The sequence below is a fragment of the Terrabacter sp. 01T434 genome (assembly GCF_056398545.1).
On record NZ_JBFTPP010000002.1, the window covers coordinates 350,862 to 374,406 of the forward strand.

28 protein-coding genes are annotated in these 23,545 nt (G+C 71.4%); 11 read left to right on the forward strand and 17 right to left on the reverse strand.

Translation table 11 applies throughout. The annotated features are described in order from the left end of the window. Window positions 1-169: 169 nt before the first annotated feature. On the forward strand, window positions 170-1,600 hold the full coding sequence (locus AC1DIW_RS06835) for a purine-cytosine permease family protein (protein ID WP_478106972.1): 1,431 nt from the start codon (window positions 170-172) through the stop codon (window positions 1,598-1,600). After that, complete coding sequence (locus AC1DIW_RS06840) at window positions 1,597-2,070, forward strand: nucleoside deaminase (RefSeq protein ID WP_478106973.1); 474 nt, start codon at window positions 1,597-1,599, stop codon at window positions 2,068-2,070. The genes AC1DIW_RS06835 and AC1DIW_RS06840 overlap by 4 nt, the downstream gene beginning before the upstream one ends. A gap of 125 nt (window positions 2,071-2,195) precedes the next feature. Here AC1DIW_RS06840 and AC1DIW_RS06845 read toward each other — a convergent pair whose 3' ends face one another. Both AC1DIW_RS06845 and AC1DIW_RS06850 read right to left on the reverse strand, forming a co-directional pair. Next, entirely contained in the window at window positions 2,196-2,771 is a 576-nt protein-coding gene (locus AC1DIW_RS06845) for a sugar O-acetyltransferase (protein ID WP_478106974.1), read from the reverse strand. A gap of 29 nt (window positions 2,772-2,800) precedes the next feature. Next, window positions 2,801-3,823 carry a zinc-dependent alcohol dehydrogenase family protein gene (locus AC1DIW_RS06850; protein ID WP_478106975.1) on the reverse strand — a complete coding sequence of 341 codons (1,023 nt, stop codon included), beginning with the start codon at window positions 3,821-3,823 and terminating at the stop codon, window positions 2,801-2,803. A 171-nt stretch (window positions 3,824-3,994) separates the two neighbouring features. Between AC1DIW_RS06850 and AC1DIW_RS06855 the strand changes: the two genes are divergently transcribed. The 5 genes from AC1DIW_RS06855 (at window position 3,995) to AC1DIW_RS06875 (ending at window position 8,160) form a co-directional block, all read left to right on the forward strand. After that, complete coding sequence (locus AC1DIW_RS06855; protein ID WP_478106976.1) at window positions 3,995-4,918, forward strand: helix-turn-helix transcriptional regulator; 924 nt, start codon at window positions 3,995-3,997, stop codon at window positions 4,916-4,918. Next, window positions 4,902-5,315, forward strand: coding sequence for a (R)-mandelonitrile lyase (locus AC1DIW_RS06860; protein ID WP_478106977.1), 414 nt, complete (start codon window positions 4,902-4,904; stop codon window positions 5,313-5,315). The genes AC1DIW_RS06855 and AC1DIW_RS06860 overlap by 17 nt, the downstream gene beginning before the upstream one ends. 335 nt (window positions 5,316-5,650) lie before the next feature. Then, window positions 5,651-6,004 carry a hypothetical protein gene (locus AC1DIW_RS06865; RefSeq protein WP_478106978.1) on the forward strand — a complete coding sequence of 118 codons (354 nt, stop codon included), beginning with the start codon at window positions 5,651-5,653 and terminating at the stop codon, window positions 6,002-6,004. Window positions 6,005-6,095: 91 nt separating this feature from the next. After that, window positions 6,096-6,557, forward strand: coding sequence for a phage tail protein (locus AC1DIW_RS06870; protein ID WP_478106979.1), 462 nt, complete (start codon window positions 6,096-6,098; stop codon window positions 6,555-6,557). 106 nt (window positions 6,558-6,663) lie between these two features. Next, a complete protein-coding gene (locus tag AC1DIW_RS06875) occupies window positions 6,664-8,160 on the forward strand; it encodes a hypothetical protein (RefSeq protein ID WP_478106980.1) in 1,497 nt (498 codons plus the stop codon). Window positions 8,161-8,208: 48 nt separating this feature from the next. Here AC1DIW_RS06875 and AC1DIW_RS06880 read toward each other — a convergent pair whose 3' ends face one another. The 4 genes from AC1DIW_RS06880 to AC1DIW_RS06895 form a co-directional block, all read right to left on the reverse strand. Further along, entirely contained in the window at window positions 8,209-9,108 is a 900-nt protein-coding gene (locus tag AC1DIW_RS06880; protein ID WP_442278445.1) for a carbohydrate ABC transporter permease, read from the reverse strand. Then, on the reverse strand, window positions 9,105-10,103 hold the full coding sequence (locus AC1DIW_RS06885) for a carbohydrate ABC transporter permease (protein ID WP_478106981.1): 999 nt from the start codon (window positions 10,101-10,103) through the stop codon (window positions 9,105-9,107). Before AC1DIW_RS06885 ends, AC1DIW_RS06880 begins: the two co-directional genes overlap by 4 nt. A 14-nt stretch (window positions 10,104-10,117) precedes the next feature. Continuing rightward, window positions 10,118-11,374: an extracellular solute-binding protein gene (locus AC1DIW_RS06890; protein WP_478106982.1), complete on the reverse strand. Its 1,257-nt coding sequence runs from the start codon at window positions 11,372-11,374 to the stop codon at window positions 10,118-10,120. A 161-nt stretch (window positions 11,375-11,535) separates the two neighbouring features. Then, a complete protein-coding gene (locus AC1DIW_RS06895; protein WP_478106983.1) occupies window positions 11,536-12,336 on the reverse strand; it encodes a DeoR/GlpR family DNA-binding transcription regulator in 801 nt (266 codons plus the stop codon). A gap of 129 nt (window positions 12,337-12,465) precedes the next feature. On the opposite strand from AC1DIW_RS06895, the gene AC1DIW_RS06900 reads away from it, so the two are divergent. After that, entirely contained in the window at window positions 12,466-13,365 is a 900-nt protein-coding gene (locus AC1DIW_RS06900; protein WP_478106984.1) for an SIS domain-containing protein, read from the forward strand. Window positions 13,366-13,456: 91 nt separating this feature from the next. On the opposite strand, the gene AC1DIW_RS06905 is transcribed toward AC1DIW_RS06900, so the two are convergent. The 10 genes from AC1DIW_RS06905 to AC1DIW_RS06950 all read right to left on the reverse strand — a co-directional run bounded on the left by AC1DIW_RS06905 (window position 13,457) and on the right by AC1DIW_RS06950 (window position 21,203). Further along, complete coding sequence (locus tag AC1DIW_RS06905) at window positions 13,457-14,290, reverse strand: class II fructose-bisphosphate aldolase (protein WP_478106985.1); 834 nt, start codon at window positions 14,288-14,290, stop codon at window positions 13,457-13,459. Then, window positions 14,287-15,243, reverse strand: coding sequence for a 1-phosphofructokinase family hexose kinase (locus tag AC1DIW_RS06910; RefSeq protein ID WP_478106986.1), 957 nt, complete (start codon window positions 15,241-15,243; stop codon window positions 14,287-14,289). The genes AC1DIW_RS06905 and AC1DIW_RS06910 overlap by 4 nt, the downstream gene beginning before the upstream one ends. Beyond that, window positions 15,240-16,145 carry an ROK family protein gene (locus AC1DIW_RS06915; RefSeq protein WP_478107075.1) on the reverse strand — a complete coding sequence of 302 codons (906 nt, stop codon included), beginning with the start codon at window positions 16,143-16,145 and terminating at the stop codon, window positions 15,240-15,242. The genes AC1DIW_RS06910 and AC1DIW_RS06915 overlap by 4 nt, the downstream gene beginning before the upstream one ends. A gap of 115 nt (window positions 16,146-16,260) precedes the next feature. Further along, window positions 16,261-16,524, reverse strand: coding sequence for a ferredoxin (locus tag AC1DIW_RS06920; RefSeq protein ID WP_478106987.1), 264 nt, complete (start codon window positions 16,522-16,524; stop codon window positions 16,261-16,263). After that, complete coding sequence (locus AC1DIW_RS06925; RefSeq protein ID WP_478106988.1) at window positions 16,508-17,614, reverse strand: NADH-ubiquinone oxidoreductase-F iron-sulfur binding region domain-containing protein; 1,107 nt, start codon at window positions 17,612-17,614, stop codon at window positions 16,508-16,510. The genes AC1DIW_RS06920 and AC1DIW_RS06925 overlap by 17 nt, the downstream gene beginning before the upstream one ends. Beyond that, window positions 17,611-18,174 carry a ferric reductase-like transmembrane domain-containing protein gene (locus tag AC1DIW_RS06930; RefSeq protein ID WP_478106989.1) on the reverse strand — a complete coding sequence of 188 codons (564 nt, stop codon included), beginning with the start codon at window positions 18,172-18,174 and terminating at the stop codon, window positions 17,611-17,613. Before AC1DIW_RS06930 ends, AC1DIW_RS06925 begins: the two co-directional genes overlap by 4 nt. Continuing rightward, on the reverse strand, window positions 18,174-19,118 hold the full coding sequence (locus AC1DIW_RS06935; RefSeq protein WP_478106990.1) for an FAD:protein FMN transferase: 945 nt from the start codon (window positions 19,116-19,118) through the stop codon (window positions 18,174-18,176). The genes AC1DIW_RS06930 and AC1DIW_RS06935 overlap by 1 nt, the downstream gene beginning before the upstream one ends. Next, on the reverse strand, window positions 19,118-19,441 hold the full coding sequence (locus tag AC1DIW_RS06940) for a hypothetical protein (RefSeq protein WP_478106991.1): 324 nt from the start codon (window positions 19,439-19,441) through the stop codon (window positions 19,118-19,120). Before AC1DIW_RS06940 ends, AC1DIW_RS06935 begins: the two co-directional genes overlap by 1 nt. Before the next feature lie 110 nt (window positions 19,442-19,551). Next, window positions 19,552-20,187: a hypothetical protein gene (locus tag AC1DIW_RS06945; protein ID WP_478106992.1), complete on the reverse strand. Its 636-nt coding sequence runs from the start codon at window positions 20,185-20,187 to the stop codon at window positions 19,552-19,554. 125 nt (window positions 20,188-20,312) lie between these two features. Beyond that, a complete protein-coding gene (locus AC1DIW_RS06950) occupies window positions 20,313-21,203 on the reverse strand; it encodes a carbon-nitrogen hydrolase family protein (RefSeq protein ID WP_442278432.1) in 891 nt (296 codons plus the stop codon). Between the two features lie 135 nt (window positions 21,204-21,338). Between AC1DIW_RS06950 and AC1DIW_RS06955 the strand changes: the two genes are divergently transcribed. After that, entirely contained in the window at window positions 21,339-21,746 is a 408-nt protein-coding gene (locus AC1DIW_RS06955) for a VOC family protein (protein WP_478106993.1), read from the forward strand. Between the two features lie 75 nt (window positions 21,747-21,821). Here AC1DIW_RS06955 and AC1DIW_RS06960 read toward each other — a convergent pair whose 3' ends face one another. Then, on the reverse strand, window positions 21,822-22,166 hold the full coding sequence (locus AC1DIW_RS06960) for an MmcQ/YjbR family DNA-binding protein (RefSeq protein WP_478106994.1): 345 nt from the start codon (window positions 22,164-22,166) through the stop codon (window positions 21,822-21,824). A gap of 131 nt (window positions 22,167-22,297) precedes the next feature. Between AC1DIW_RS06960 and AC1DIW_RS06965 the strand changes: the two genes are divergently transcribed. Then, window positions 22,298-23,113, forward strand: a complete 816-nt coding sequence (locus tag AC1DIW_RS06965) for a hypothetical protein (protein WP_478106995.1) — start codon at window positions 22,298-22,300, stop codon at window positions 23,111-23,113. Between the two features lie 142 nt (window positions 23,114-23,255). Next, the gene (locus tag AC1DIW_RS06970; protein WP_478106996.1) at window positions 23,256-23,534 is read left to right on the forward strand and encodes a hypothetical protein; all 279 of its coding nucleotides are present in this window, start codon (window positions 23,256-23,258) and stop codon (window positions 23,532-23,534) included. Window positions 23,535-23,545 lie beyond the last annotated feature (11 nt).

Here is a 23,545-nt window from a genome sequence, read left to right on the forward strand (position 1 = left end):
GAGGACCCGCACAGCTTGGGCACGCCCTGACCCCCACGGTCCAGGCACGTCGTTTCGACGGGACGACACGACCGCCGCGGGAACCGGCGGTACGCCACTCAGGGGCAACCCAGCCTCCTGTTACACGTCCGAAACCCACAGGGTCCGCATATGCGGGAGCATGCGGCCCATGACACCAGCCGAGCGGCAAGCCGTCTCCGTCGAGGACACCAACCCCATTGCCGCTGAGCACTACGGCGCCAAGACACTGGCCGTCGAGCCAGGTGGGATCGAGCAGATCCCCGACAGCGAGCGCCACGGCAGCCCGGTCAACCTCCTGTGGACCTGGATGAGCCCGAACCTCGAGTTCGCGACGGTCGCCGTGGGCATCATCGGTCCGCTCTTCTTCGGCCTCTCCTTCGGGCAGACGCTGGGCGCGATCGTTCTCGGCACGGTCCTCGGCTCCGCGACGCACGGCGTCCTGTCGAGCTGGGGCCCCCAGCACGGTCTGGCGCAGATGGTGCTGTCACGCACCGGCTTCGGCTTCCGGGGCAACATCCTGCCTGCCGGGCTCAACGCGCTCGTCGCCGGCGTGGGATGGTTCGCGGTCAACAGCATCAGCGGGGCCCTCGCCCTGCACGCCCTCGTGGGAGGCCTGCCCAGCTGGCTGTGTCTCGTCATCGTGGTCGCGGCGCAGCTGCTCATCGCGTTCCTGGGGCACAACCTCGTGCACGCCTTCGAGCGCTACGCGCTGCCGCTGCTCGCGGTCGTCTTCGCTCTCGGCCTGTTCTACGTGTTCTCGAAGGCGGACCTGGGCGCCGCGGGCAAGCCGGTCCCGGGCGCGTTCCTCATCCAGACCGCCGCGGCGTTCGGCTACGCCTGCGGCTGGAACCCGTACGCGTCGGACTACACCCGCTACCTCCCGAGGACGTCGAAGGCCAGGAGCGTCGGGCTCTTCGCCGCACTCGGCATCACCATCTCGTGCATCGTCCTCGAGGCGGCCGGGGCGGCGATGGTCTCCGCCGCAGGGAAGGCCGCCGCAGTCGATCCCGGCGTCTACACAGGGCTCATGCCGACGTGGCTCGGTGACCTCACCCTCTTGTGCATCGCGCTGGGTGCGGTCGCGGCCAACGCGCTCAACATCTACTCCGGAGCCATGTCGTTCCTGGCGCTCGGCATCAGCCTGCCGGCGCACCGGGCCCGTGCCGTCGTCGCGATCGTCTTCGGCCTGCTCGGTCTCGTCCTGGCGCTCTTCGGCCTCCAGAACGCCGGCACCAACTACGAGAACTTCCTGCTCGTCATCGCCTACTGGATCGGCCCGTGGCTCGGCGTCGTCCTGACCGACCGCCTGCTGCGCCGAGGAGATCCGAGGGCCAAGGTGAGCGCGATCGCGACCGACCGGCGCTACGTCAACTGGGCCGGGGCCATCGCGATGTTCGTGGCCATGGCGGTCTCGATCTGGCTGTTCTCCAACCAGGAGATGTACACCGGTGTCATCGTCAAGGCCAGCCCGAGCGTCGGTGACATCACCTTCCTCGTCGGGTTCGTCCTCGCCGCGGGGTTGTATGCCGTCCTGCGGCGTCTGCTGCCCGCCCGCACCTCCGTGGGGGTGACGGCATGACCGTCAAGCCGTCCGCCGGGTCCGACTCGGACCGGGCCATGCTCGCCGTCGCAATGGACGAGGCGCGCGCGGGGCTGGCCGAGGGCGGCATCCCGATCGGCGGGGCGCTCTTCGCCGCTGACGGCACGCTGCTCGGACGCGGCCGCAACCGCCGGGTCCAGGAGGACGACCCCTCCATCCACGGGGAGACGGACGCCTTCCGAAAGGCGGGGCGGCAGCGGTCCTACCGCGGGACGACGATGGTGACCACGCTGTCGCCGTGCTGGTACTGCTCAGGGCTCATCCGGCAGTTCGGCATCAGCCGACTGGTCATCGGCGAGTCCCAGACGTTCACCGGCGGGCACGACTGGCTCGCGGACGACGCCGGGGTCGAGGTCATCCTGCTCGATGACCCCGACTGCGTGCGCATGATGACCGACTTCATCGAGGGCCGCTCCGACCTGTGGAACGAGGACATCGGCGTCGACTGACCTCGCACCCCGTGATGGCGCCGGTGGTCGACCGAAGACAACTCCCGCGCGTCCTCGGGCCGCCGCGAAGCACCATGGCTTCGTACGGGACAAGCGTCCATGGCATGCACGGCAATCGACGCTGGTCAGGCCACGAATCCCGTCGAGCGGATGACCTTCGCGGGGACACCGGCAGCGACGGTGTTGGCCGGGACGTCCTTCGTGACGACCGCGCCCGCGCCGATGACAGCGCCGTCGCCGATGGTGACGCCCGGCACGACCGTGACGCCGGCTCCCAGCCAGACGTTGCGGCCGATCCTCACCGGCGCCGGCTCCATGTCGGCGCGCCGGGCCGGGTCGATCGAGTGGTTGAGCGTCGTCAGCGTGCTGCCGTGCCCGATGAGCGTCCCGTCGCCGATGGTGATGCCGCCGGTGTCCTGGAAGCGGCAGCCCATGTTGATGAAGACGCCCTCGCCGAGGGTGAGGTTCTTGCCGAACTCGGAGTAGAACGGCGGGAAGACCGTCACCGACTCGGCCACCTTCCGACCGGTCAGCCGGGACAGCAGCGCCCGCACCTCGTCCGGCGAGCGGTAGGCGCCGTTCAGCTCGGCGAGGATCCGCAGCGCCTCCTGCGACGCGGCGTGCATGAACTCGTGCGCCTCCGACCCGCCCCCGATGAGGCGTCCGCGGTTCACGTGGTCGAGGAACTCCTCCAGCTCCATCCGTCCTGATGGTGTCCGCTCCGTCGTCGTCACAGCGTCAGCAGCACCTTGGTCGCCCGGCGCTCGTCCATGGCCGTGTAGCCGGCAGCAGCCTCCGAGAGCGGCAGGGTGAGGTCGAAGACCTTGCCGGGATCGATCTTCCGGTCCCAGATGAGCTGGATGAGCTCGGGCAGGTAGCGGCGCACCGGAGCCGGCCCACCGAGCGTGTGGATGCCGGCGAAGAACAGCTCGATGCCCGGGATCTGCACGTCGTGGTTGACGCCCACGTAGCCGAGGTGTCCGCCGCCGCGGGTCGCGCCCACGGCCTGCATGAACGACTCGCGGGTGCCGACGGCCTCGATGACGGAGTGGGCGCCCAGGCCCCCGGTCAGCTCCTTGACCTTGGCGACCCCGGCTCCGCCGCGCTCCTCGACGATGGCGGTGGCGCCGTAGTAGCGCGCGAGCTTCTGCCGCTCCGGGTGGCGCGACATGGCGATGATCCGATCGGCGCCGAGCTGCTTGGCCGCGAGGATCGCCATCAGCCCGACAGCTCCGTCCCCGACGACCGCGACGGTCTTGCCCGGCCCGGCCTGCGCGGCGTCGGCGGCGAACCAGCCGGTGCCGAGCACATCCGACGCGGCGAGCAGCGACGGGATGAGGTCCTCGTCGGGGTGTCCCGGCGTTGCCACGAGCGTGCCGTCGGCGTGGGGGATGCGGGCCCGCTCCGCCTGGGTGCCGATCCCGCCGTGGACGAACTCGGCGTGCACGCACTTGGACTGGAAGCCGGACTGGCAGATCTCGCACGTGTTGTCGGAGATGACGAACGACCCCACGACGAAGTCGCCGGCCTTGACGGTGCGCACCGCGGAGCCGATCTCCTCGACGACGCCGACGTACTCGTGCCCCATGAGGGTGTGGTCGACCGGCTCGACGCCGCGGTAGGGCCACAGGTCGCTGCCGCAGATGCACGTCGCCGTCAGGCGGATGACCGCATCGGTCGGCTCGATGATCTGCGGGTCCTCGCGCTCCTCCACCCGCACGTCGCCGGGTGCGTACATGACAACTCCACGCATCGCGTGAACTCCTTCGACTCGCTTCTCGCGGGCAGACGCCCGCCGGGCCAGCGGCCCACCACACGAGTGAAGCCGCCGACCAGAGGCCGAGGAAGTCCCTGTCGAGGGACGTACTGACAGGGCACCTCTCACGGCTCGGCGAGCACCCCGGCGCGGCCTAGTCTCGAAGGCGTGGACAACCGCCAGGAGGTGCGCGAGTTCCTCATGACCCGCCGCGCCCGCATCACCCCCGACCAGGTCGGCCTCCCCGCCGGCCGCGGCCGTCGCGTGCCCGGCCTGCGCCGCAGCGAGGTCGCGACGATCGCCGGGCTCAGCGTCGAGTACTACGCGCGGCTCGAGCGCGGGCAGATCGCCGGCGCCTCGACCGGGGTGCTCGACGCCCTCGCTCGCGCTCTGCAGCTCGACGACACCGAGCGCGCCCACCTGCTCGACCTCGCGAGGGCAGCGGACGGCATACCCACGTCCGGTCGCCCGCGCCGACGGGCCGCCGGCAAGCCCGCCTCACGGCCGAGCCTGCAGTGGGCGCTCGAGTCGATCCGCGACGCCGTCGCCTTCGTCCGCGACCCGCACCAGAACCTGCTCGCCACCAACTCGCTCGGCCGCGCCTTCTACTCGCCCGTCATCGGCGAGGGCGGGCGCCTGCCGAACCTCGCCCGGTTCCAGTTCCTCGACCCGGCCTCGCGCGACTTCTACCCCGACTGGGAGCTCTTCGCCGGCATGTGCGTCGGCATCATGCGCACCGAGGCCGGCCGCGACCCCCACGACCGCGGCCTGCAGGACCTCGTCGGCGAGCTCTCGACCCAGAGCGAGGTCTTCCGCCGCCTGTGGAGCGCCCACGACGTGCGCACCCACGGCACCGGCACGAAGCGCTTCAACCACCCCGTCGTCGGCGAGCTGACCCTCGCCTACGAGGAGCTCGCGATCACCGCCGAGCCCGGCCTCGTCCTCATGGTCTACACCGCCGAGCCCGGCTCGCCGTCGGCCGAGCGGCTCCAGCTGCTCGCCTCCTGGACGGCCGGCTCACCAAGCCCGACAGCCACCACCGACATCCCGATCCCCAGCAGCCAGAAGGAATCCCGTGCAGATCACGCGTAGCTCCGTCGACACCGTCAAGGGCCCGAGCGACTGGTTCACCGGCGACGTCTACATCGACGCCGTCGCCGCGGCGCCCGCCCCGTCGCGGGTCACGGCCAACCTCGTGCACTTCATGCCGGGCGCCCGCACGCACTGGCACCGCCACCCGCTCAGCCAGACCGTCTTCGTCACCGAGGGCATCGGCCTCTGCCAGCGCCGCGGCGGCCCGATCGAGGTCATCCGCCCGGGCGACCGCGTCCTCTTCGAGGCCGACGAGGAGCACTGGCACGGGGCCGCACCCAGCCGCCTCATGGTGCACCTCGCCATCAACGAGGGCGACGTGGACCACGACGTCGTGCACTGGCTGACGCCTGTCACCGACGAGGAGTATGCCGCCGCACCCGCGGTCAGCGACTGACTCTCCAGGACCACGCGTCGAGGTGGCGGTCGGCGAGCTTGCGGCACGTGCCGTCAGCTCGCATGGACTCAACGGCCTCAAGGCGGTGGAGGGTTGTGGAGGGTATCTCGTGGCGAGCACACTCGACAGACCAGCGCCCGCGGCGCCTCGGTGCAGCGGGCTCCCGTCGACGCCAGGTCGGCAGGCTCGCCGGCCGCAGCGAGGAGAACACCGTGCGCACATCAACCCGAACCATGACCGGTGGGGCGACCGTCGCAGCGATCGCCCTGCTTCTCGGAGGCTCCGCCCTGAGCGCGAGCGCCACCTCAGGACAGGAGTCTGCACAGGACCGGACGATGAGGTTCCACGTACTGTTCAGCCCATTCAACTACACGGATCTCGGCGCGCCGGGACCGTCGGCCGCGGACGTCATCGTCTTCCACGACCAGCTGCAGCAGAGTGGCAAGACGGCCGGGGACGAGGTGGGGAGCTGCGTCCTGGTGGATCCCCAGGGACTGGCCAACTGCACCGGCGTCGTGAGACTGGACAAGCGCGGCACCATCGCCTACTCCTTCGTGAACTCCCCGCCGCCGCACAAGGTCCTCGCCGTCACCGGCGGCTCAGGACAGTTCCGCACCGCTCGCGGAGACGGCACGCTGGACGAGAACGGCGACGGCACCGGAACCCTGGTGCTGAGGCTTCAGGACTAGCGACCGCGCGTACCCTCCGGCTCTCGAGGCTCGCGGCTAGCCTTGCGAGGAGGACGACCGCAAGGGGCAGCGTCGGAGCAGGAGGTGCGTGATGGCATACGAAGTCGACTTCACGGAGGTCTCGACGGTCGGGCTGGGGTCCTCGCCCGTCGCGGAGGCGCTGGCGGGGTTGCGCGCCAACGAGGCCCGCTACTTCAAGAACAAGTACGACCACACGTTCACCACCGAGCCGGCGCACGAGGCGGACGACGTCGTCGACCACGTCGCCCGCATCCTCAAGGAGGAGCGCGACATCGTCATCGGCTCGCCGGCGCTGGAGGCGACGCAGTTCGAGGTCGACGGCGTCCGCTGGTCCTACGTCTTCTACGAGTCCGGCCTGTCGATCAACGTGCTCTGGACGCTCGCCGACGGCGGCAAGCGCGCCGTCGGGTTCAAGCTCTCGGACGGCATGGACGTCCCCGGCGAGCTGGCCGGCTTCAAGTTCGCGCGGCAGAAGTCGAAGCTCGCCGGCACGATCCGTGGCTCCTACTTCGTCATCAAGGGCGAGTACTGACTGGGCCACCTCCCAGCGATCGATGCGGGACCGTGCAGGGTGTGGCCGTAAAGTCAGGCGGGTATCTCCACCTTGACCGACCCCCGATCTCCGTGAGCGCGCCACCATGACGACACCGACCCTGACTGCCGTGCCGTCGGCCAGGCGTACGCGCCTGCTCGCACCGCGCCCCCGCCGCCGCTACCTCGTGCCGGCCGTGCTCGGCGTCGTCTTCGTCGTGACCGAGGGCCTCGCGCAGGCGGTGACGCCCTTCATCCGCAACGACGACTGGCCCTTCCTGCTGCCGCCGCACCTGAAGGGCGTGCTGCCGATCTCCTACTGGGACAAGAGCGAGGGCCGCTGGCTCAACACCGTGTGGTGGACGCTCATCGGTCAGCACGGCTCGGCGACCAGCGCCGCGCTGACGTATGCCGTCGCCTACGTGCTGCTCGTCGCCGGTATGTGGCGGGTGCTGCACCACGCGGGCATCCGACCCGGCTTGGTGACCGACGTGCTGCTCGGTGTCGCGCTCTACGCCTCGGCCGTGTGGGTGCAGCTGCTCTACTGGCCCGGCACGCTGACACCGTCCGTCGTCGTGGGCGCGGTCGCCCTGTGGCTGCTGCCGTGGGCGGCGCGCTCCCGGCGGCGCCTGCTGCTCCTCGTGCTCCTCGCCGAGGTCGCGGCCGTCCTCACCTACCCGCCGGTGGGCGTGGTCGTGCTCGCCTTCGCGGTGGTGCTGCTGCGGACCGCGCCGTGGCGCCGCGTGCTCGCGGTCGTCGCCACGTGGCTGGGCGGCTTCGCCCTCGCCGTGCTGGTCGCCTACACCCTGAACTGGCTGCTCAACGGGCACTTCCGCCTGCAGCTCGCCTCGTGGCGCCACCCCAACCCGCTCACCTCGGTCCAGGCGCTGCTCGTCAACGCGGGCCGGTGGTTCGCGACGGTCGGGGAGCTGTGGGCCGCGCTGTGGTGGCTGGGGCTCATTGCGCTGGTGGGGATCGTCCTCGGCTGGCGGGAGGCCGCCGTCCGCCCCCGCCTGCAGCGCCTCCTCGTCGTCTTCGCCGTCGCCACCGGGATGGACGCCTTCCAGACGCTCGTGACCGGCGTCGTCACCGAGGCCCGGGGCCAGCTGTGGACGTGGCCGTTCGCGGTGCTGCCCGCCGCCCTGCTGCTCGTGCGCCGACCGGAGCGTGAGGACGGGCCGGCCGCTCGGACCGTGACGCCCACCCGGGCCGCCACGGCGCTGCTCGCGATCCTGGCCGTGGGTGGAGTGCTCGCCTGGCGCGCCGACATCGCCATGCACCAGGCCGTCCGCCAGCAGTATGCCGCGATCGCCGCGGAGGCCACGGCCCACGAGCCCGGCAATCCCTCCCCGACGGTCATCGTCTACCAGGACCCCAACCTGGCGGCCACGAGGTCGGGCCAGATCATGGCCAGCACCCTGATGATGGCGGTGCACGAGGAGCAGGGCGGCACCATCCCCGTGCGGTGCAGCCCCACCGACTGCTTCGACGTGGCCACACGGCTCGCCTTCAGCCCCGGGGGCCGGACCGTCGTCCGGCTCGGCACGGTGGGCGACCGTGAGCTCGTCGCGGTGGTCGTGCCGACTCCGCCGAGTTGGATCTGAGCGACCCGGACGGCATACCCGGACAGGCTGGGCCGCACGGCCGCGCCGCTACTTGACGGAGCCGGCAGTCAGCCCCCCGACGAGATGCTTCTCGATGATCGCGAAGAGGATCACGACCGGGACGACGGCGATGACCGAGGCGGCGAAGAGCTGGTCCCAGTGCTGCTCGTAGCCGGTGATGTAGGCCCGCATGCCGACCGTCAGCGGCTTCTTGTCGTCGTCGATCATCAGCGTCAGGGCCACGACGTACTCGTTCCACGCCGCGATGAAGGTGAAGATCGTCGCCGTGACGAGGCCCGGCAGGGTCAGGGGCAGCATGACCCGCCGCAGGATCTGGAACCGGCTCGCGCCGTCGAGCGCCGCGGCCTCCTCGACCTCGAGCGGGATCGAGGAGAAGAAGCCGTGCAGGATCCAGATCGCGAAGGCGAGGTTGAACGCCGCGTTGGTGAGGATCAGCGCCCCGTAGGTGTTGATCAGATTGAGCTCGAAGAACTGCCGGTAGAGGCCGACGACGAGCGAGGTGGGCGCGAACATCTGCGTCACGAGCACGAGGAGCAGGAACGCGCCGCGGCCCGGGAAGCGGTGCCGGGCGGTCATGAACGCGGCCGGGATCGCGACGAGGATGACGATGACGGTCGAACCGGCCGCGACGATGAGCGAGGTCTTGAGCCAGTTGAGGAAGCGCTCGTCGCCGAGGATCTGAGCGTAGGTGTCCCACTGCCACACCGTGGGCAGGAAGGTCGGCGGGGTGGACTTGACGTCGGTGCTCGTGCGCAGCGAGTCGAGCACCATGACGACGTAGGGCGCGACGAAGACGAGCGCGACGAGCGCGCCGCCGATCGCCATGAGCGTGCGCTTGCGCCGACGCGGGTCCGTCGTGTGGGACCGGTTGCCTTGTGGCTCAGGTGCGCCCGGTCGCACGGGCGCGGCAGCCGTGGTCGTGCTCATCGGCTCGTCTCCTCGCGCCAGTTGATGATCTTGAGGTAGATCCCGACGACGACGAGGATCAGCACGACGTTGAAGATGCCGGCCGCCGCCGACATGCCGACGTCCTTCTCCTGGCTCTTGAAGGCCAGCTTGTACATGAACGTGATCGTCGTGTCGTGCAGGTAGCCCGGGTTGCGGTCGTTGAGGGTGTAGATGATCGGGAAGCTGTTGAAGACGTAGATGACGTTGAGCACCGTCGCGATCATCAGGGCCGGGCGCATCAGCGGGAGCGTGATGTTCCAGTAGCGCTGCCACGGGCTCGCGCCGTCGACGGTCGCCGCCTCCATGACGTCGTCCGGGATCGCGCCGAGCCCGGCGATGAAGACGAAGATCGTGAAGGGCAGCGAGACGAAGATCCCGACGACGACCATCGAGAACATCGTCCAGCTGTCGTTGCCGAGGAAGTCGATCGGCGTCCCGATGATGTGCAGGCTCAGCAGGACGTGGTTGATGATGCCGTAGTTGTAGTCGTAGAGCAGGACGAACAGCTGGCTCGTGATGACGAGCGAGGCGGCCCACGGGATGATGACCGCCCACCGCACGAACCGGCGACCGGGGAAGCTCTTGCTGAGGAACTGCGCCAGCGCGAGGCTGAGGACGATCGTGATCGCCACGACCGCGACGACCCAGATGGCGGTGTTGCGCAGGACCGTGCCGAGGTCCGGGTGGTCCAGCACCTTGGCGTAGTTGCTCCAGCCGGCGTCACCCTTGCGCAGCCCGGTGATGGAGTACTCCCCGCGCGAGGCGTCGAAGAGCTTGATGGCCGGGTAGAGGACGACGCCGAGGATGAGCGCGAGCGCCGGCGCGAGCCAGAGCAGCGCGACGAGCGGGTGGACCTGGCCGATGCGGCCGGCCCGTCGGCGACGACGACCTGCGCGTGACGGCATACGGGAACGGCCCGGCCCCGACCCCGCCGTCGTGGCGGGGTCGGGGCTCACCGTGGTGCTCTCGGTCATCGGAGTGGTATGCCTCAGCCGCCGTTTTCGGCGGTCTTCTGCAGGGCGTCGAGGGTGGCCTTGGGGGAGCCGGTCATGGCGCCGCCGAGGTTCTGCTGGACGGCGAGCTTGACCTTGTCCCACGTCGGGTCGTCGGTCGGCGTCAGCTTCGCGTTGGGCAGCGTGTCGAGGTAGACCTTGAGCTTCGGGTCGCTCGAGAACTGCTGGACACCGGTCTTCGTGACCGGCAGGAAGCCCTCGGCCTTGATGAAGGTGTTGACCTGGTCAGGCTGGTAGTAGAGGTCGTAGAAGGCCTTGACCGCCGCCTGGTTGCCGGGCTTCTTGAAGGCCATGAGGTAGTCGGTGACACCGAAGGTCTTGCTCTCGGTGTTGTCGTTGCTCGGGAAGGGCGCGACGCCGTAGTCGACCTTCTTGTCCGCGTCGAGGGCGCCGGCCAGCGGGCTGAAGCCGACGACCATGCCGGCCTTGCCCGACTTGAACAGGTCGAAGGCGTCGGCGCGGTTGGTGCGGGCCGGATTGTTCTGCGTCACCTTCTCGTCGGCGAGCTTCTTCATGAAGGTCAGCGTCTGGACGTTCTTGTCGGAGTTGATGACCCACTTGCCGTCGGTCTTCCAGTCGCCGCCGTTGTTGAACAGCCACATCGAGAACTCGCCCTGCGACTCCTCCGGTCCGAGCGGGAGGGCGTAGCCGACGTTGCCGGTGGCGGCGATCTTCTTGGCGTCCGCCTCGAGCTCGTCCCAGGTCTTCGGCGGGTTGGCGATGCCGGCCTGCTTGAACAGCGCCTTGTTGTAGAAGAGCGCGCGGGCCGAGGACAGGTCGGGGAAGCCGTACATCTTGCCCTGGTACGTGCCGTACTTGACGAACGTGTCGAGGATGTCGCTCTTGGCCGCGGCCGGGAGGACCTCGTCCGAGTTGTAGAGCAGGCCGTCCTTGGCGTAGCTGGCGTACGCGTTGAGGTTGAGGATGTCGGGAGCCTGGTTGTTCTGGATCATCGTCGAGGACTGCTGGTCGATGTTGTCCCAGCTGACGACCTGCACCTCGAGGGTGTTGCCCGTCTTCTCCTTGTACGTCTTGGCGAAAGCGTCCCAGAACGCCTTGGTGTGGTCCTTGGAGTACTCCGCCGCGACGAGCTTGATCGTCGTGGCCCCCTGACCGCTGCCCCCGCTGGCGCCCGCGCTCGAGCCGGCACCAGTGCCCCCGCCGCAGGCGCCGAGGGCGAGGCCTGCGATGGCCAGGCCCGCGACGACCACAGACTTCTTCGTCGACGTCATGTCTCTCCTTGTTTCGGTGCCGGGAGTGCTGGCGGCGCGGTCCGCGCCGACCCGGTCAACGGTGACGCCCAACCTAAGGCGGCGTCCATGGCTCCGCAAGAGCAATGATGACCGAAACTTCGATCATCCGATCACAATCACGCAAAGGCGGGTGCGACCCGTCAGACCTCGTGGACCTGGACGCCCACCTCGCGCAGCGCCTGGACCTCGTCCCGGTCTGCGCCCACGGTAGTGACGAGATGGTCGATGCGCTCGGCGGGACAGATCGACGCGAAGGTGCGCCTCCCGAGCTTCTCACCCGTGGCCACGCAGATGACCTGCTTGGACCGCTCGATCATGGTCCGGATGATCGCGGCCTCCTCCTCGTGCCGGCACGTCGCACCCTCGAGCGCCGAGAGGGCGTTGACCCCGACGATGGCGACGTCGAGCCAGAGCTGCTGGAGCACGAGGGTCGCGAGCGGGCCGGTGACCTCGTAGGACTCGGGGCGGGCGACCCCACCGAGCGAGACGCACTGGACGTGGGGGCGCAGCACCGCCTCGGTCGCGATGTTGAGGGCGTTGGTGACGATGGTGATCTCGCCGTCGGCGGTGAGGTCGTCGCGGGCCGTGATGGCGCGGGCGGTCGCCGTCGTCGTCGTGCCGCCGTTGAGGCCGATGACCTGGCCGGGCTGCACGAGGGCGGCGGCAGCCCCGGCGACGCGGGTCCGGTCGTCGTCGGCCCTGCTGCTGCGGTAGCGGTAGGGCAGCTCGTAGGCGACCGAGGTCGCGACGACGCCGCCGTGGTTGCGGGCGACGAGCTGGCGCTTGGCGAGCTCGGAGAAGTCGCGCCGGATGGTGGCCTCGCTGACGCCGAGCAGCTCCGCGGCCTCGCCCACGCCCAGACGGCCCGTCGTCGCGAGGCGGTCGAGCATGACCGACCAGCGGCTGGCGCGGTTGCGGGCGGGGTCGGTCTCTTCGGTCACGCGCTGACGATACCGCGCAGAACGATCAATAGACATGTGCATCTCTGCGCGTTTACGCTGTCATTCGCGCAGACACAATCAGACTTCTTCGGGCGTCTGTCGCCCGTCCTCGAGCCGCCGGGAGCCCCCATGCCGCACACCACCCACCTCGCCCAGGAGATCGCCACCCAGCCGGACGACTGGGAACGCGTCGTCGGGCGCCTCGACGACATCGCGCGCCATCTCCCCCGACCGGGCGAGCGCGTCGCGACGATCGGGTGCGGCACGTCGTGGTTCATGGGCCAGGCGTATGCCGCTCGCCGCGAGGAGCTGGGGCAGGGCGCCACCGACGCCTATGCCGCCTCCGAGCACCGTCTCGCGCGAGGCTATGACCGCGTGGTGCTCATCTCCCGATCGGGCACGACGACCGAGGTCATGGCGGTCGTCGAGGAGCTGCGCGCCGCGGGCACCCCGCACGTCTCGTTCGTGGCCACGGGCGGCACGCCCGTGGCCGAGCGCTCCGACGCCACCGTCCTGCTCGACGACGTCGACGAGCAGAGCGTCGTGCAGACGCGGTTCGCCACGACGACCCTCGCGCTGCTGCGCGCCTCGCTCGGCGAGGACCTGGGACCGGTCGCCGAGCAGGCCCGCGCGGTGCTGGCCGAGGATGCGGCCACGGCATACGGCCCCCTAGTCGACGCGGAGCAGGTGACCTTCCTCGGCCGCGGGTGGACCAACGGGATCGCCAACGAGGCTGCGCTCAAGCTGCGCGAGTCGGCGCAGTTCTGGTCCGAGTCCTACCCGGCGATGGAGTACCGGCACGGCCCGATCAGCATCGCTGCGCCGGGGCGGGCCGTGTGGGCGTTCGGCGAGGTGCCGGAGGGGTTGCGCGAGCAGGTGGAGGCGACCGGCGCGCGGTTCGAGCACCGGGACATCGACCCGCTCGCCGACCTCGTGCGGCTGCACCGGCTGTGCCTCGGCAAGGCCGACGCGGCAGGCCTCGACCCCGACTCCCCCCGCAACCTGACGAGAAGCATCGTCCTCACCTGACCCGGACACCCCTTCCTCTCCTCCCCTTCTGATCGAAAGAGCAATCCGTCCGCCCCGAAAGGTGGACGGATTGCTCTTTCGATTTGGGGAGTCAGCGGAGGGCGAGGAGCTGCATCAGACGGGCGGCCTCGTCGGTGACGGCGGAGCGTGCCGCGCCGAGGTACTTCCGCGTGTCGACCGTGGGGGACGTCTCGAGCCGCTCGGTCATCGCCCGCGTGAAGACCTGGTTGAGGTGCGTGGCGATGTTGACCTTCGTCATGCCGGCCCGCACCGCGGCGACGAGGCCTGCGTCGGGCACCCCGGACGAGCCGTGCAGCACGAGCGGCACCGGGACCGAAGCCCTCAGCGCCGCAACGAGATCCGTGTCGAGCTCAGCCGTGCGGTCCGTCATCGCGTGGCTGCTGCCGACGGCCACGGCGAGCGCATCGACGCCGGTGTCGGCGACGAAGCGCGCCGCGTCCGCAGGATCGGTGCGCGCCCCGGGCGCGTGGACGCCGTCCTTGCCGCCGACCTCGCCGAGCTCGGCCTCGACCGAGACCCCGGCCGCGCGGCACAGCTCCACGACCCGGCGCGTCACGGCGCGGTTCTCGTCGTCGGGCAGCGTCGACCCGTCGAACATCACCGACGTCAGGCCGAGCCGGACCGCCTCCTCGACGAGCGCGACGTCCTCGGCATGGTCGAGGTGCACGACGACCGGCTGGGTGCACGCGTCGGCGATGGCGAGCGTCGCCGCCGCGATCGGCGCCAGGGACCCGTGGTAGCGCACGCAGTTCTCCGAGATCTGCATGACGACGGGGAGGCCGACGCGCTCGGCCGCGGCGGCATACGCCTCGGCGTGCTCGAGCTGGATGACGTTGAACGCCGCGACCGCACGACCGGCAGCCACCGCCTCGGCGAGCACGGGCGTCAGGGCGGAGCGGGTCACGGACGGATCTCCTCGATCTCGACGGTGCGGAGCAGGCGGTCGACGTCGGCGGGGTCGACGGCCCCGGCGACAGGCTGCAGCACGGCGGCCGCCGACCACGCGACACCGCGGCGCAGCACCGCGGCCCAGTCCTCCCGGCCCGTCGGCAGGTCGCCGATGCCGTCGAGGTCGGCGGCGAGCGCGGCCGTCAGGGCATCGCCGGCCCCGGTCGGGTTGCCGGAGAGCGAGCGGGGCAGGTAGGCCCGGAGCGCGAGGTCTTCGTGGACGAGGACGAGGCCGTTCGTGCCGTCGCTGACGATCGCGGCCCGGGCCCCCGCGGCGACGAGCGCCCGGGCAGCCCCGGGCACGGACGGCACCTCACCCCGGCCGAGCCCGGTCAGGGTCTGCGCCGCCTCGATGCGGTTGGGCTTGACGAGGTCGGGCCGCAGGGCCAGCGCGCGCGAGAGGTGGACTCCGCTGACGTCGAGGACGAGGCGCAGGCCCGCCTCGTGCGCCACCCGCGTCAGCCTCCGGACGAGCTCCGGGTCGGTGCCGGGAGGAAAGCTGCCCGACACCGTGAGCACCGAGGCCTGGGGTGCCAGCGCCGTCACCTCGTGGGCGACCTGGTCCCAGACCCGTTGCGACTGACCGACGCCCGGCTCGTTGAACAGCGTCGCCCGACCGCCGGCCTCGACCACGGCCACGGACCGCCGGGTCGGGCACGGCGACGGCACGAGACGGTGCGGCACCCGGCGCGCCCCGAGGTCGGACGCGAAGAGGTCGACGTCGGTCCCGCCGACCGGTGCCACGGCGACGGACCGGTGTCCCATCGACGTGAGCACCGCCGCGACGTTGAGGCCCTTGCCCCCGGCCCGTTCGCTCACCGAGGCGACACGGTGGGACTCGCCCAGCGCGACGGACGGGACGGCATACGTGATGTCGAGCGCGGGGTTCGGCGTGACGGTGATGATCATCGGCCGACGAGGTCCAGTGCGATCGTGGCAGCGCCGAGCGCGCCGGCGCGGGCGCCGAGGGCGGCGGCCTCGACGACGACGTCCTCGGGACCCCCGAGCCGGGCCCGCAGAGCCGTCCGCAGCGGCGCGAGGAGGGTGTCACCGGCATGGACGAGACCGCCGCCGACGAGGACGAGCTCGGTGCCCACGCCCGCCACGATCGGCGCGAGCATGGACGCCAGCGCGTCGACGGCCTCCTGCCAGATGCGGCGGGCCTCGGGCTCCCCGGCCTCGACGCGGCGGGCCACCTCCTCGGCGTCACCGACGAGTCCGGTCGCCTCGGACCAGCGGCGGCCGATCGCGCCGGCGCTCGACAGCGCCTCCAGGCAGCCCCGCTGCCCGCAGGCACAGAGCGGCCCGTCGGGCGCGACGACGACGTGGCCGATCTCGCCGGTCCACAGCGACCCCGTGACGAGCTGGCCGCGACAGAGGATCGCGCTCGCGAGGCCGGTGCCGAGTGGCACGAAGAGCACGTTGTCGGCCTCCCGTGCGGCGCCGAGACGGTGCTCGGCGAGCAGACCGGAGCGCACGTCGTGGCCGACCGCGACCGGGACGTCGACGTGGGCCGCCACCCGGCCGCGCAGGTCGAGGTCGCGCCAGCCGAGGTTGGCCGACCAGACGCCGACGCCGGCCACGTCGTCGACGAGGCCGGGGACGACGACGCCGACAGCGAGCAGGTCGATGGCCTCGCCGGCGCGGGCTGTCAGCGCCACCACCTCGTCGGCCGCGACCTCGCCGAGCCGGGCACCGACCTGGCCGGGGGTCTCGCGGACCGTCTCGGCGAGCACCTGCCCGTCGGGGGTCACGAGGGCCGACTTGATCCGGGTGCCCCCGACGTCGATCCCGACCACTGCTTGGCGCATCACGCGGCGCAGTCTATGAGCATTCGTGCACGTTTGAACACCCGATCGATCACATTCGGACAGACAGTCGGTCACGCACGATTCCAGCCTGCCACCTCGGGCCCCCCAGGGCGCGTCAGCGCAGGTAGAGCGCCCGGGCCGGGCACAGCCGCACGGCCGTGTCCGCGAGCGCTCGGCCGTCCTCTCCGACGACCCGGTCGTCGCCGACGATCGGGTACCCCCAGTCGTCGAGGGTCACCCCCGCGAGCAGCTGGGCGCACAGTCCGTGTCCGGTGCAGGCGACGCGGTCGACGGCGACGTGCGCGCCGCGGACGAGTCCGAGCCGACGCCGCGTGTGGTCCTCGCCGACGCCGGTGGAGCCGTCAGTGGACGTGGGCATCGGTCCTCCTCGAGGTGGTGCGGGCCGCCACGGCGTCGCAGCGGCCGGCGCGGTGCTGCTCGACGTGGTCGGCGAAGACGTGCAGCGCGGACCAGGCGAAGGCCGCCACGCCGTCGGGGAAGCGGCACGCGCCGCGCCCCGACAGGAGCCCGACCCGTGAGCGCACGCGGTCGTATGCCGTGTCGTCGCCTCCCACGAGCGCCCGCCAGTCCGCGGCGAGGGCAGGCAGACCGAACATGCACGGACCACACTGTCCGGCGGACTCGCCCGCGGCCCAGGTGAGGCAGCGCTCGACGAAGCCGAGCGGGCAGTCCCGCGGGTCGAGGACCTCGAGGACCCCGGGGCCGGTGCGGGCGCCGACGCGCGCCAGGTCGGGGTCGGACCAGAGCAGACCGGGGACATCGTGGGGACGGACGAAGGCGCCGCCGAGGCCGCCGAGGAGGACGGCCGGCGAACCGTCCGGCAGACCGCCCGCGAGATCGAGCAGGTCGGCCACCGGAGCACCCGCTGCGGTCTCGACGACGACGCCCCGCGCCACCGGAGTGCTCACCGAGACGAGCCGCGGGCCGGGCTGCTCGGGCGTGCCGAACGACCGGAACCACGCCGCACCGTGCCGCGAGATCTGGGCGGCCCGCCAGACCGTCTCGGCGTTGAGCACGACGGTCGGGCTGATCCGGCGGCCCTCGGAGTCGCGGCCACCGCGGACGAACGGCTGACGCTTCGTCATGGGCCGGGCGAGCCCACCCTGCGCGAGGGAGATCAGGGCCGACTCCTCGGACGAGACGTAGCGCGGCGGCACGCCGAGCACGCGCAGCCCGGCCGCGCGCAGACGCAGGGCCGTGTCGGAGCCGCGGTGGGCGGCATACGTGACCGGGGCGCCGGCGGCGATCTCGGTGGCCCCGTCGACGAGCTCGCCCAGTCGGTGGGCGACGACCCAGCCGTCCTTGGCGGCGCCGAGCTCGCCGTCGCAGGCGTTGACGACGAGGTGGGCGTCGTGGGCGTGCGCGGCCGCGACCTTCGTCGCGGTGCTGAAGGCGGCGCCGCCCCGTCCGGTGAGACCGGCCTCGGTGAGCATGGGGACGATGGTCATGACCACTCCTGGGCGGCGACGGCGACCCGTCGCTCTCGGTCGAGGTGGGTGGAGGTGTAGCGCCACGCGATGGCGCCGGCCCCGACGACGGCGCAGGCGATGGTCGTGGCCCGCAGGAGCAGCTCGCTGCTCGTGCCGAGCGCCAGGCCGTGGACGATCGCCATCGGCCAGAGCGCGTGCGACATCAGGTGGACCCGGCGCCAGGTGCGCTCGGCGAGCCGGTGCCGCACCAGGGAGGTGACGACGACGGCGACGAGCACGTCGAAGGCGAACGTGCCGAGGCCGACCCAGAGCGCCTCGTAGCCGGACGTGAAGGGCAGGACCGCCGAGACGAGGTCGATCGAGACGTACGTCTCGGCAACGGCCGTCGCGATGTGGGTCAGGAGGAAGACGCTCATGCCCAGCGAGAGCCATCGGTGCAGCGCCATCACGACCGTCGCGGAGTCTCCCGTGGGTCGCCGCCGGCCGGAGGTGACGAGACCCAGCACGACGACGACGGTGAGCAGCACGATGCTGACGACGCCGGTGGCGCGCGAGAGGTACCAGAGCAGCTCGTTCATCAGCCGGCCCGGCTCGTCTCGTCGGGCCAGCCCGCCGTGGTCACGACCCGGCCGTCGACGGTCTCGAGCCGCGCCGGGACACCCTGGGCGGTGAGCCAGGCCGGCGCGTCGGCTCCGAGCACGACGGACGCCGTGGATGCCGCGTTGGCCTCGAGGCACGAGGCGGCAGCGCACGAGACCTGCGACCACACCACGGGCGCCATCCGCCCGGTGCGGGGGTCGACGATGTGGTGGCGCGGTCCGTCCTCGGTGTCCCAGACCCGCAGCTGCGTCGAGGACGTCGCGATGGCCTGCCCGGTGCTCGTGACGACCTGGCGGACAGCACCCGCCGCGTCCTCGATGCCGATCGACCAGCCCTGTGGCGGCGGCTCGCCCGACACGGCGACGTCACCGCCGAGGTTGACCGCGAACCCGCCGGGCAGCGACTCGGCGAGCAGCGCGGCGATGGAGTCGGCGGCATACGCCTTCGCGGAGGCACCGAGGTCGAGCAGCGTGCCGGGAGCGACGGACACCCGGCGGCCGGAGAGGTTGAGGTGCACGGTGTGCCAGTGCGGCACGGCGGCGACGCGCACCTGGTGGAAGCCCCGACGGCCGCGCACGACGTCGAGATCGCCGTCGTACCCCTCGGCGACGAGAGCCGACCCCACGGTCGGGTCGACGAGGCCGCCAGTGAGGCGCGCGACGCGCAGCGCCGCCTGGAGGTATGCCGCGAAGGTCTGCGACACGAACGCCTCGGCGGGTGCCCGGCGGGCCCGCGCGGCAAGGAGACTCACCTCCGAGTCGGGGCGGAAGCGGCTCACGGCGCGGTCCACCTCGCGCAGGTGCCGCTGGGCGATCACGGTGGCGTCAGCCAGCACCTCGGGACGGGTGACGAGGACGGAGTTCGTCGTGCCGATGGCCCGGAACGTGCCAGTCGCGACCGGGGGCCGGGTCACGGTGTCCATCACGAGCCGCCCGAGTTCGTCTGGGCCTGAGCGTTGCTCCCGCCCACCGGGGCCACGGCACCGAAGCCGGAACTCGAGCTGGAGCTGGAGCCGCCGAGATCCGAGGCGCCGGCGTCCGAGCTGCTCGTCGTCGAGGAGTCGTCGGACGAGCTCGAACCGCTCGAGCTCGTCGCGCTCGTCCCGAAGGAGGTCTGGGTCGCGACGGTCCGGGTCTGGGCCTCGGCGAGGTGGATGCCGATGGCGCCGACGAGGACGGTGGAGGCCGTCATCAGGCCGGCGGTCCAGAGTCGGGCTCGGCGCAGGGCGCGGGGAACGGTGCTCATCGGGGACTCCTTCGGTGGGGATGACTCCACCGTTGTCAGCGCCACTGTGGGAGCGCTGTGCCGGCCCGATGTCCCCGGCATGCATCGCTGGGATGGCGCGGACGAAGGGCTCAGCTGCCGGGGCAGTCGACGTCGTGGCTCCTCGGCCACACGGGGTCGACCCCGGACCCGGACACCTCGAGGTGACCCCGTTCACCGGCCCACGTCAGGGTGAAGGACCCGGCCTCGACGGGTCGATAGCCGTCGTCCGTGCTGTACCGGCTCACGCGTCGCGCCACGACCCCGTGCGCGGGCAGGACGAAGACGGCGCCGCTGCCGCTCAGGAGGAACGACCGCTCCTGCACCACGACCCGGCACCCACCGGCGCTCGACGGGTCCACCACGACGGAGGTCGAGCCGGTGTCGAAGGCCCAGGAGAAGGCGGTGGCGACGCCGGCCCCTACGACGAGCAGCCCCACGGTCAGCCGTCGGCCCGGGGTCGGCCGCGGCGCGCCCTGAGGGGACGGCCCGGGGACAGGGTCCGGTCCCGAGGCGTGTCGCCGGCGGTGGACGAGGCCGAGCACGTGGGCGAGGACGAGCAGGGCGAGCCCGGCCCAGAAGAGGCCCACGGCGGCGTCGCCGGCGCTGGTCACGTCATCGCCGAGGACGAGCACCGCCGGCCAGGCGACTGTGCACACGACGAGCGTCAACGTGGCCGCCAGAAGCGCGATGCCACCTCGTCGCGCGATGGCTTGCGCCGCGTCCACCCGAACCCCCTGAGTCCCGTCCCGGTCATCGAGGCCCCGAATCTAGCCCCCGCGCCAGGGCCGCGGCGCCGACCGCGTGTGCAGATGTCGCGGTCCTGACCCCACACTCTGCACACATCCCGGCGTCAGAAGGCGCTGACGTCCTGGCTGCGAGGGTCGCCGGCGACCTGGCGCGACGCATACAGGCCGTCCTTCGCGCGGCGCCGCCACGGACGGGCGAGGTCGACGGCGATGCGGACGTCGTCGTCGGGAGCGCTCAGGTCGAGGTCGACGAACGCGAGGGCGGACCGGTCCTGCGCAGGGCACCGGGCCACCCACCGACCGCCGGGTGCGGCAATGCCCGACGGCACGGTCGAGCCGTACTGCGCAGGCACCGAGTAGCCGACCCAGTAGCCGAACAAGGCGGCATACGACCGGCCGATCTCCGCGCGCATCGCGTCGTCGACCATGACCGAGAGCAGGACGGCGTGCACGTCGAGCCGCTCGTACTCCTCGAACAGGTGGGGGAAGTTCGCCTCGATGCAGAGCGCCACTCCGAACCGGACACCGTCGACCTCGAAGACCAACGGCTTGGTGCCGGGCGAGTACATCCACGTCAGCTCGGTGTTGGACAGGAAGCGCTTGTCGTATCGACCGACGAGCTCGCCGCAGTCGGACACGACGAAGTAGCTGTTGTGCGGACGGTGTGGCGGTGTCAACGGGTGGATCGACCCGAACGCCACCCAGATCCGCAGCTCTCCAGCGAGCCGGGCGATCGACTCGGCCTCCTGACGCAGCAGGTCCCAGTCGGCGCGCTCCCAGTCCGCGTCGGACACCGTCCCCGGCCCGGACGAGGACATGACGTGCTTGCTCGGGTAGACGATCGCGCCCTCCGGGAACTGCACGAGGCGGGCGCCTCCCGCGGCGGCCTCGCGCATGAGGGCACGGACCTCGGCGCCAGCGGCACGAACGGCCTCGGCATCGCCCGGGTCCTCGGCCATCCGGCTCTGCGCCACCGCCCACCGCACCGTTGTCATGCCGACAACCTAGTGACGGGCCACGACACCCAGCCCAGCGACGCAGAGCACGTCCCACTCGGAGCCGCGAGCGGCCCGGTCAGAGTCCCGGAATCCGCTTGCCCCGCAAGGAGAGGCGCCAGCACGCTTGCCAGCATGACGCTGCACATCCACAACGTGACCTTCGACTGCGCCGACGCCCGGGCCCTGGGCACCTTCTGGTCCGAGCTGCTCGGCTGGAACGTCTACTACGACGACGACCCCGAGGTCGTCGTCGCGGCGTCGTTCCCGAGCTCGGATCTCGGGCTGCTCTTCATCCCCGTCCCCGAGGGCAAGTCGGCCAAGAACCGCCAGCACCTCGACCTCGCCCCCGACGAGGGCACCCGCGACGAGTGGGTCGAGCGTGCGCTCGCCCTCGGCGCCACCGTCGTCGGCGACCACCGCACGCCCGATGGCTCGGGCTGGGTCACGATGGCCGACCCGGAGGGCAACGAGTTCTGCATCGAGCGCGGTGTCTCCGAGACGGGCCCCCGACCCCCACGCGCGTACCGCATCACCACGTGACGCGGGGCCGCGTGTGCAGCTGACGGGGTCCTGACCCCACCCCCTGCACACACGACGTCGTCCGGCGAGCGCCGCTCAGTCTCCGCCCTGCGCCAGGGCCACGCTCTTGGGCACGACGAGGCGCCAGGCGTCGATGACGATCTCGCGCATGCGCGGGACGTCGATCGCGTCGAGCCGCACCTCGACCCAGTTGAACCGCAGGTCCGACGGGCGCGGCATGAGGAAGACGTCGGGCTCGCTCGCGACGAGCACGTCGCGCTCCTCCTTGGGGAAGGCGAAGCCCATCTGCGTCTCGTCCGCCGAGAAGGCGAGCCACACGATCTTGCCGACGCGGAACTTGACGCGGTCTCGGACGAGCACCTCGTAGGAGCGAGGCAGCTGCTCGGCCACGCGCCGCACGTCCTCGATGGTCACGGGCACCCGTCCAGCCTCCCACGACCGAGCCTCTTCCGCGGAGGGGCGGGACGGCATACCCTGCCTCTGTCGCGACCCCGACGGCTCCGGGCCGGGCGGGCTGAAACGTCGACTCCATCACGACAAGGAGACGACGTATGCCGTCAGCACCCACCCAGCTCACCGTTCCCGAGCGCCTGCTCGACTTCCTCGACCGCCTCGGCGCCGAGCTCGACCGTCGCGGCGACGCCGTCGCGCTGCTCGGTCTCGGCTCGGTGGGGCGCGACCTGCACCGCCTCGACGAGCACTCCGACGCGGACTTCTTCGTCGTCGTCGACGACGCGGCCACGCGCGACCGCTACCTCGCCGACATCGACTGGCTCGAGGCCGCGCACCCGGTCGTGTGGTCGTTCGAGAACAGCGGTGCCGGGCGCAAGGCGCTGCTCGAGGGGGGCCTCTTCGCGGAGTACGCCGTCTTCTCGCTCGCCGAGATGGAGACCGCGGGCTACCCACCGGGCCGCATCCACTGGAGCCGCGCCGACGCACCTGCGGGTCTCGAGCTGCCGAAGACGCCGGTGCCGCAGCCCGACTCGCTCGAGCACCAGGTCGGCGAGGCGATCACCAACCTCTACGTCGGGCTGCACCGCGACCTGCGCGGCGAGCGCCTCACGGCGACCCGGTTCGTCCAGGGGTATGCCGTGGACCGCTGGATCACGGTCCTCGGCCACCTCGGGCTCGGTCACGGGGCCCAGCAGGACGTCTTCGTCATCGACCGTGGCGCGGAGCGACGCTTCGGGCCGGACCTGCTGCCGCTGGCCGACCTCGTGCCCGGCTACGAGGGCAACGCGCACGCGGCGGCCACGCTGCTGCGCCTGCTCGAGGCCCACGTCGCCCTCGACCCGACCATGGTGGCCGCCGTGCGCGACCTCATCGCCCGCGTGGAGGCTCGGTCGGCGTGGAGCTCGAGTTCGTAGACGAGCAGGTGCAGCGCGCCAGTGGGTGACGTTCCGAAACGGGTGGCGGCACGAGCGCTGGCTGGCGTCTTGTGCGTTTCTTGCGGTGTTCTTGCCATTCTGCGCGAAGATCTCTTGCACGAGTGCCGGCAGAGTGCACGATATGAACTCGGTGATCCACGACGGCGCGGCCTCCCTGATGGCTACCTGGCCGCTCGTGCTCCTCGCGCTCATGATCGGCTGGCTCGTCGGGACCGCCTTCGTCCGGGCCGGCCGGACGTCCCCAGCTGTCACGCGGACGGAGTCCGGCCCGGACCTCACGTGCCGGTCCGCCGGACACCACTACCTCAAGGACGCCACCCGCTGGTCCTGCTCGTACTGTGGTGACGAGATCCGCCACGCCGCCCACTCCCACAGCAGCCGCGAGGCCGTCGTCGTCTGAGGCGCCCGATC

Excerpts from the sequence above, each read along its gene's own strand:
- AC1DIW_RS06950 (WP_442278432.1), bottom strand. The coding sequence starts at position 21,203 with ATGACAACGGTGCGGTGGGCGGTGGCGCAGAGCCGGATGGCCGAGGAC.
- AC1DIW_RS06875 (WP_478106980.1), top strand. The coding sequence starts at position 6,664 with ATGACGACACCGACCCTGACTGCCGTGCCGTCGGCCAGGCGTACGCGC.
- AC1DIW_RS06845 (WP_478106974.1), bottom strand. The coding sequence starts at position 2,771 with ATGGAGCTGGAGGAGTTCCTCGACCACGTGAACCGCGGACGCCTCATC.
- AC1DIW_RS06930 (WP_478106989.1), bottom strand. The coding sequence starts at position 18,174 with ATGAACGAGCTGCTCTGGTACCTCTCGCGCGCCACCGGCGTCGTCAGC.
- AC1DIW_RS06915 (WP_478107075.1), bottom strand. The coding sequence starts at position 16,145 with ATGCGCCAAGCAGTGGTCGGGATCGACGTCGGGGGCACCCGGATCAAG.
- AC1DIW_RS06910 (WP_478106986.1), bottom strand. The coding sequence starts at position 15,243 with ATGATCATCACCGTCACGCCGAACCCCGCGCTCGACATCACGTATGCC.
- AC1DIW_RS06920 (WP_478106987.1), bottom strand. The coding sequence starts at position 16,524 with ATGCCCACGTCCACTGACGGCTCCACCGGCGTCGGCGAGGACCACACG.
- AC1DIW_RS06965 (WP_478106995.1), top strand. The coding sequence starts at position 22,298 with ATGCCGTCAGCACCCACCCAGCTCACCGTTCCCGAGCGCCTGCTCGAC.
- AC1DIW_RS06885 (WP_478106981.1), bottom strand. The coding sequence starts at position 10,103 with ATGACCGAGAGCACCACGGTGAGCCCCGACCCCGCCACGACGGCGGGG.
- AC1DIW_RS06935 (WP_478106990.1), bottom strand. The coding sequence starts at position 19,118 with ATGGACACCGTGACCCGGCCCCCGGTCGCGACTGGCACGTTCCGGGCC.
- AC1DIW_RS06865 (WP_478106978.1), top strand. The coding sequence starts at position 5,651 with ATGAGGTTCCACGTACTGTTCAGCCCATTCAACTACACGGATCTCGGC.
- AC1DIW_RS06890 (WP_478106982.1), bottom strand. The coding sequence starts at position 11,374 with ATGACGTCGACGAAGAAGTCTGTGGTCGTCGCGGGCCTGGCCATCGCA.
- AC1DIW_RS06870 (WP_478106979.1), top strand. The coding sequence starts at position 6,096 with ATGGCATACGAAGTCGACTTCACGGAGGTCTCGACGGTCGGGCTGGGG.
- AC1DIW_RS06850 (WP_478106975.1), bottom strand. The coding sequence starts at position 3,823 with ATGCGTGGAGTTGTCATGTACGCACCCGGCGACGTGCGGGTGGAGGAG.
- AC1DIW_RS06840 (WP_478106973.1), top strand. The coding sequence starts at position 1,597 with ATGACCGTCAAGCCGTCCGCCGGGTCCGACTCGGACCGGGCCATGCTC.
- AC1DIW_RS06900 (WP_478106984.1), top strand. The coding sequence starts at position 12,466 with ATGCCGCACACCACCCACCTCGCCCAGGAGATCGCCACCCAGCCGGAC.
- AC1DIW_RS06835 (WP_478106972.1), top strand. The coding sequence starts at position 170 with ATGACACCAGCCGAGCGGCAAGCCGTCTCCGTCGAGGACACCAACCCC.
- AC1DIW_RS06880 (WP_442278445.1), bottom strand. The coding sequence starts at position 9,108 with ATGAGCACGACCACGGCTGCCGCGCCCGTGCGACCGGGCGCACCTGAG.
- AC1DIW_RS06940 (WP_478106991.1), bottom strand. The coding sequence starts at position 19,441 with ATGAGCACCGTTCCCCGCGCCCTGCGCCGAGCCCGACTCTGGACCGCC.
- AC1DIW_RS06955 (WP_478106993.1), top strand. The coding sequence starts at position 21,339 with ATGACGCTGCACATCCACAACGTGACCTTCGACTGCGCCGACGCCCGG.
- AC1DIW_RS06970 (WP_478106996.1), top strand. The coding sequence starts at position 23,256 with ATGAACTCGGTGATCCACGACGGCGCGGCCTCCCTGATGGCTACCTGG.
- AC1DIW_RS06925 (WP_478106988.1), bottom strand. The coding sequence starts at position 17,614 with ATGACCATCGTCCCCATGCTCACCGAGGCCGGTCTCACCGGACGGGGC.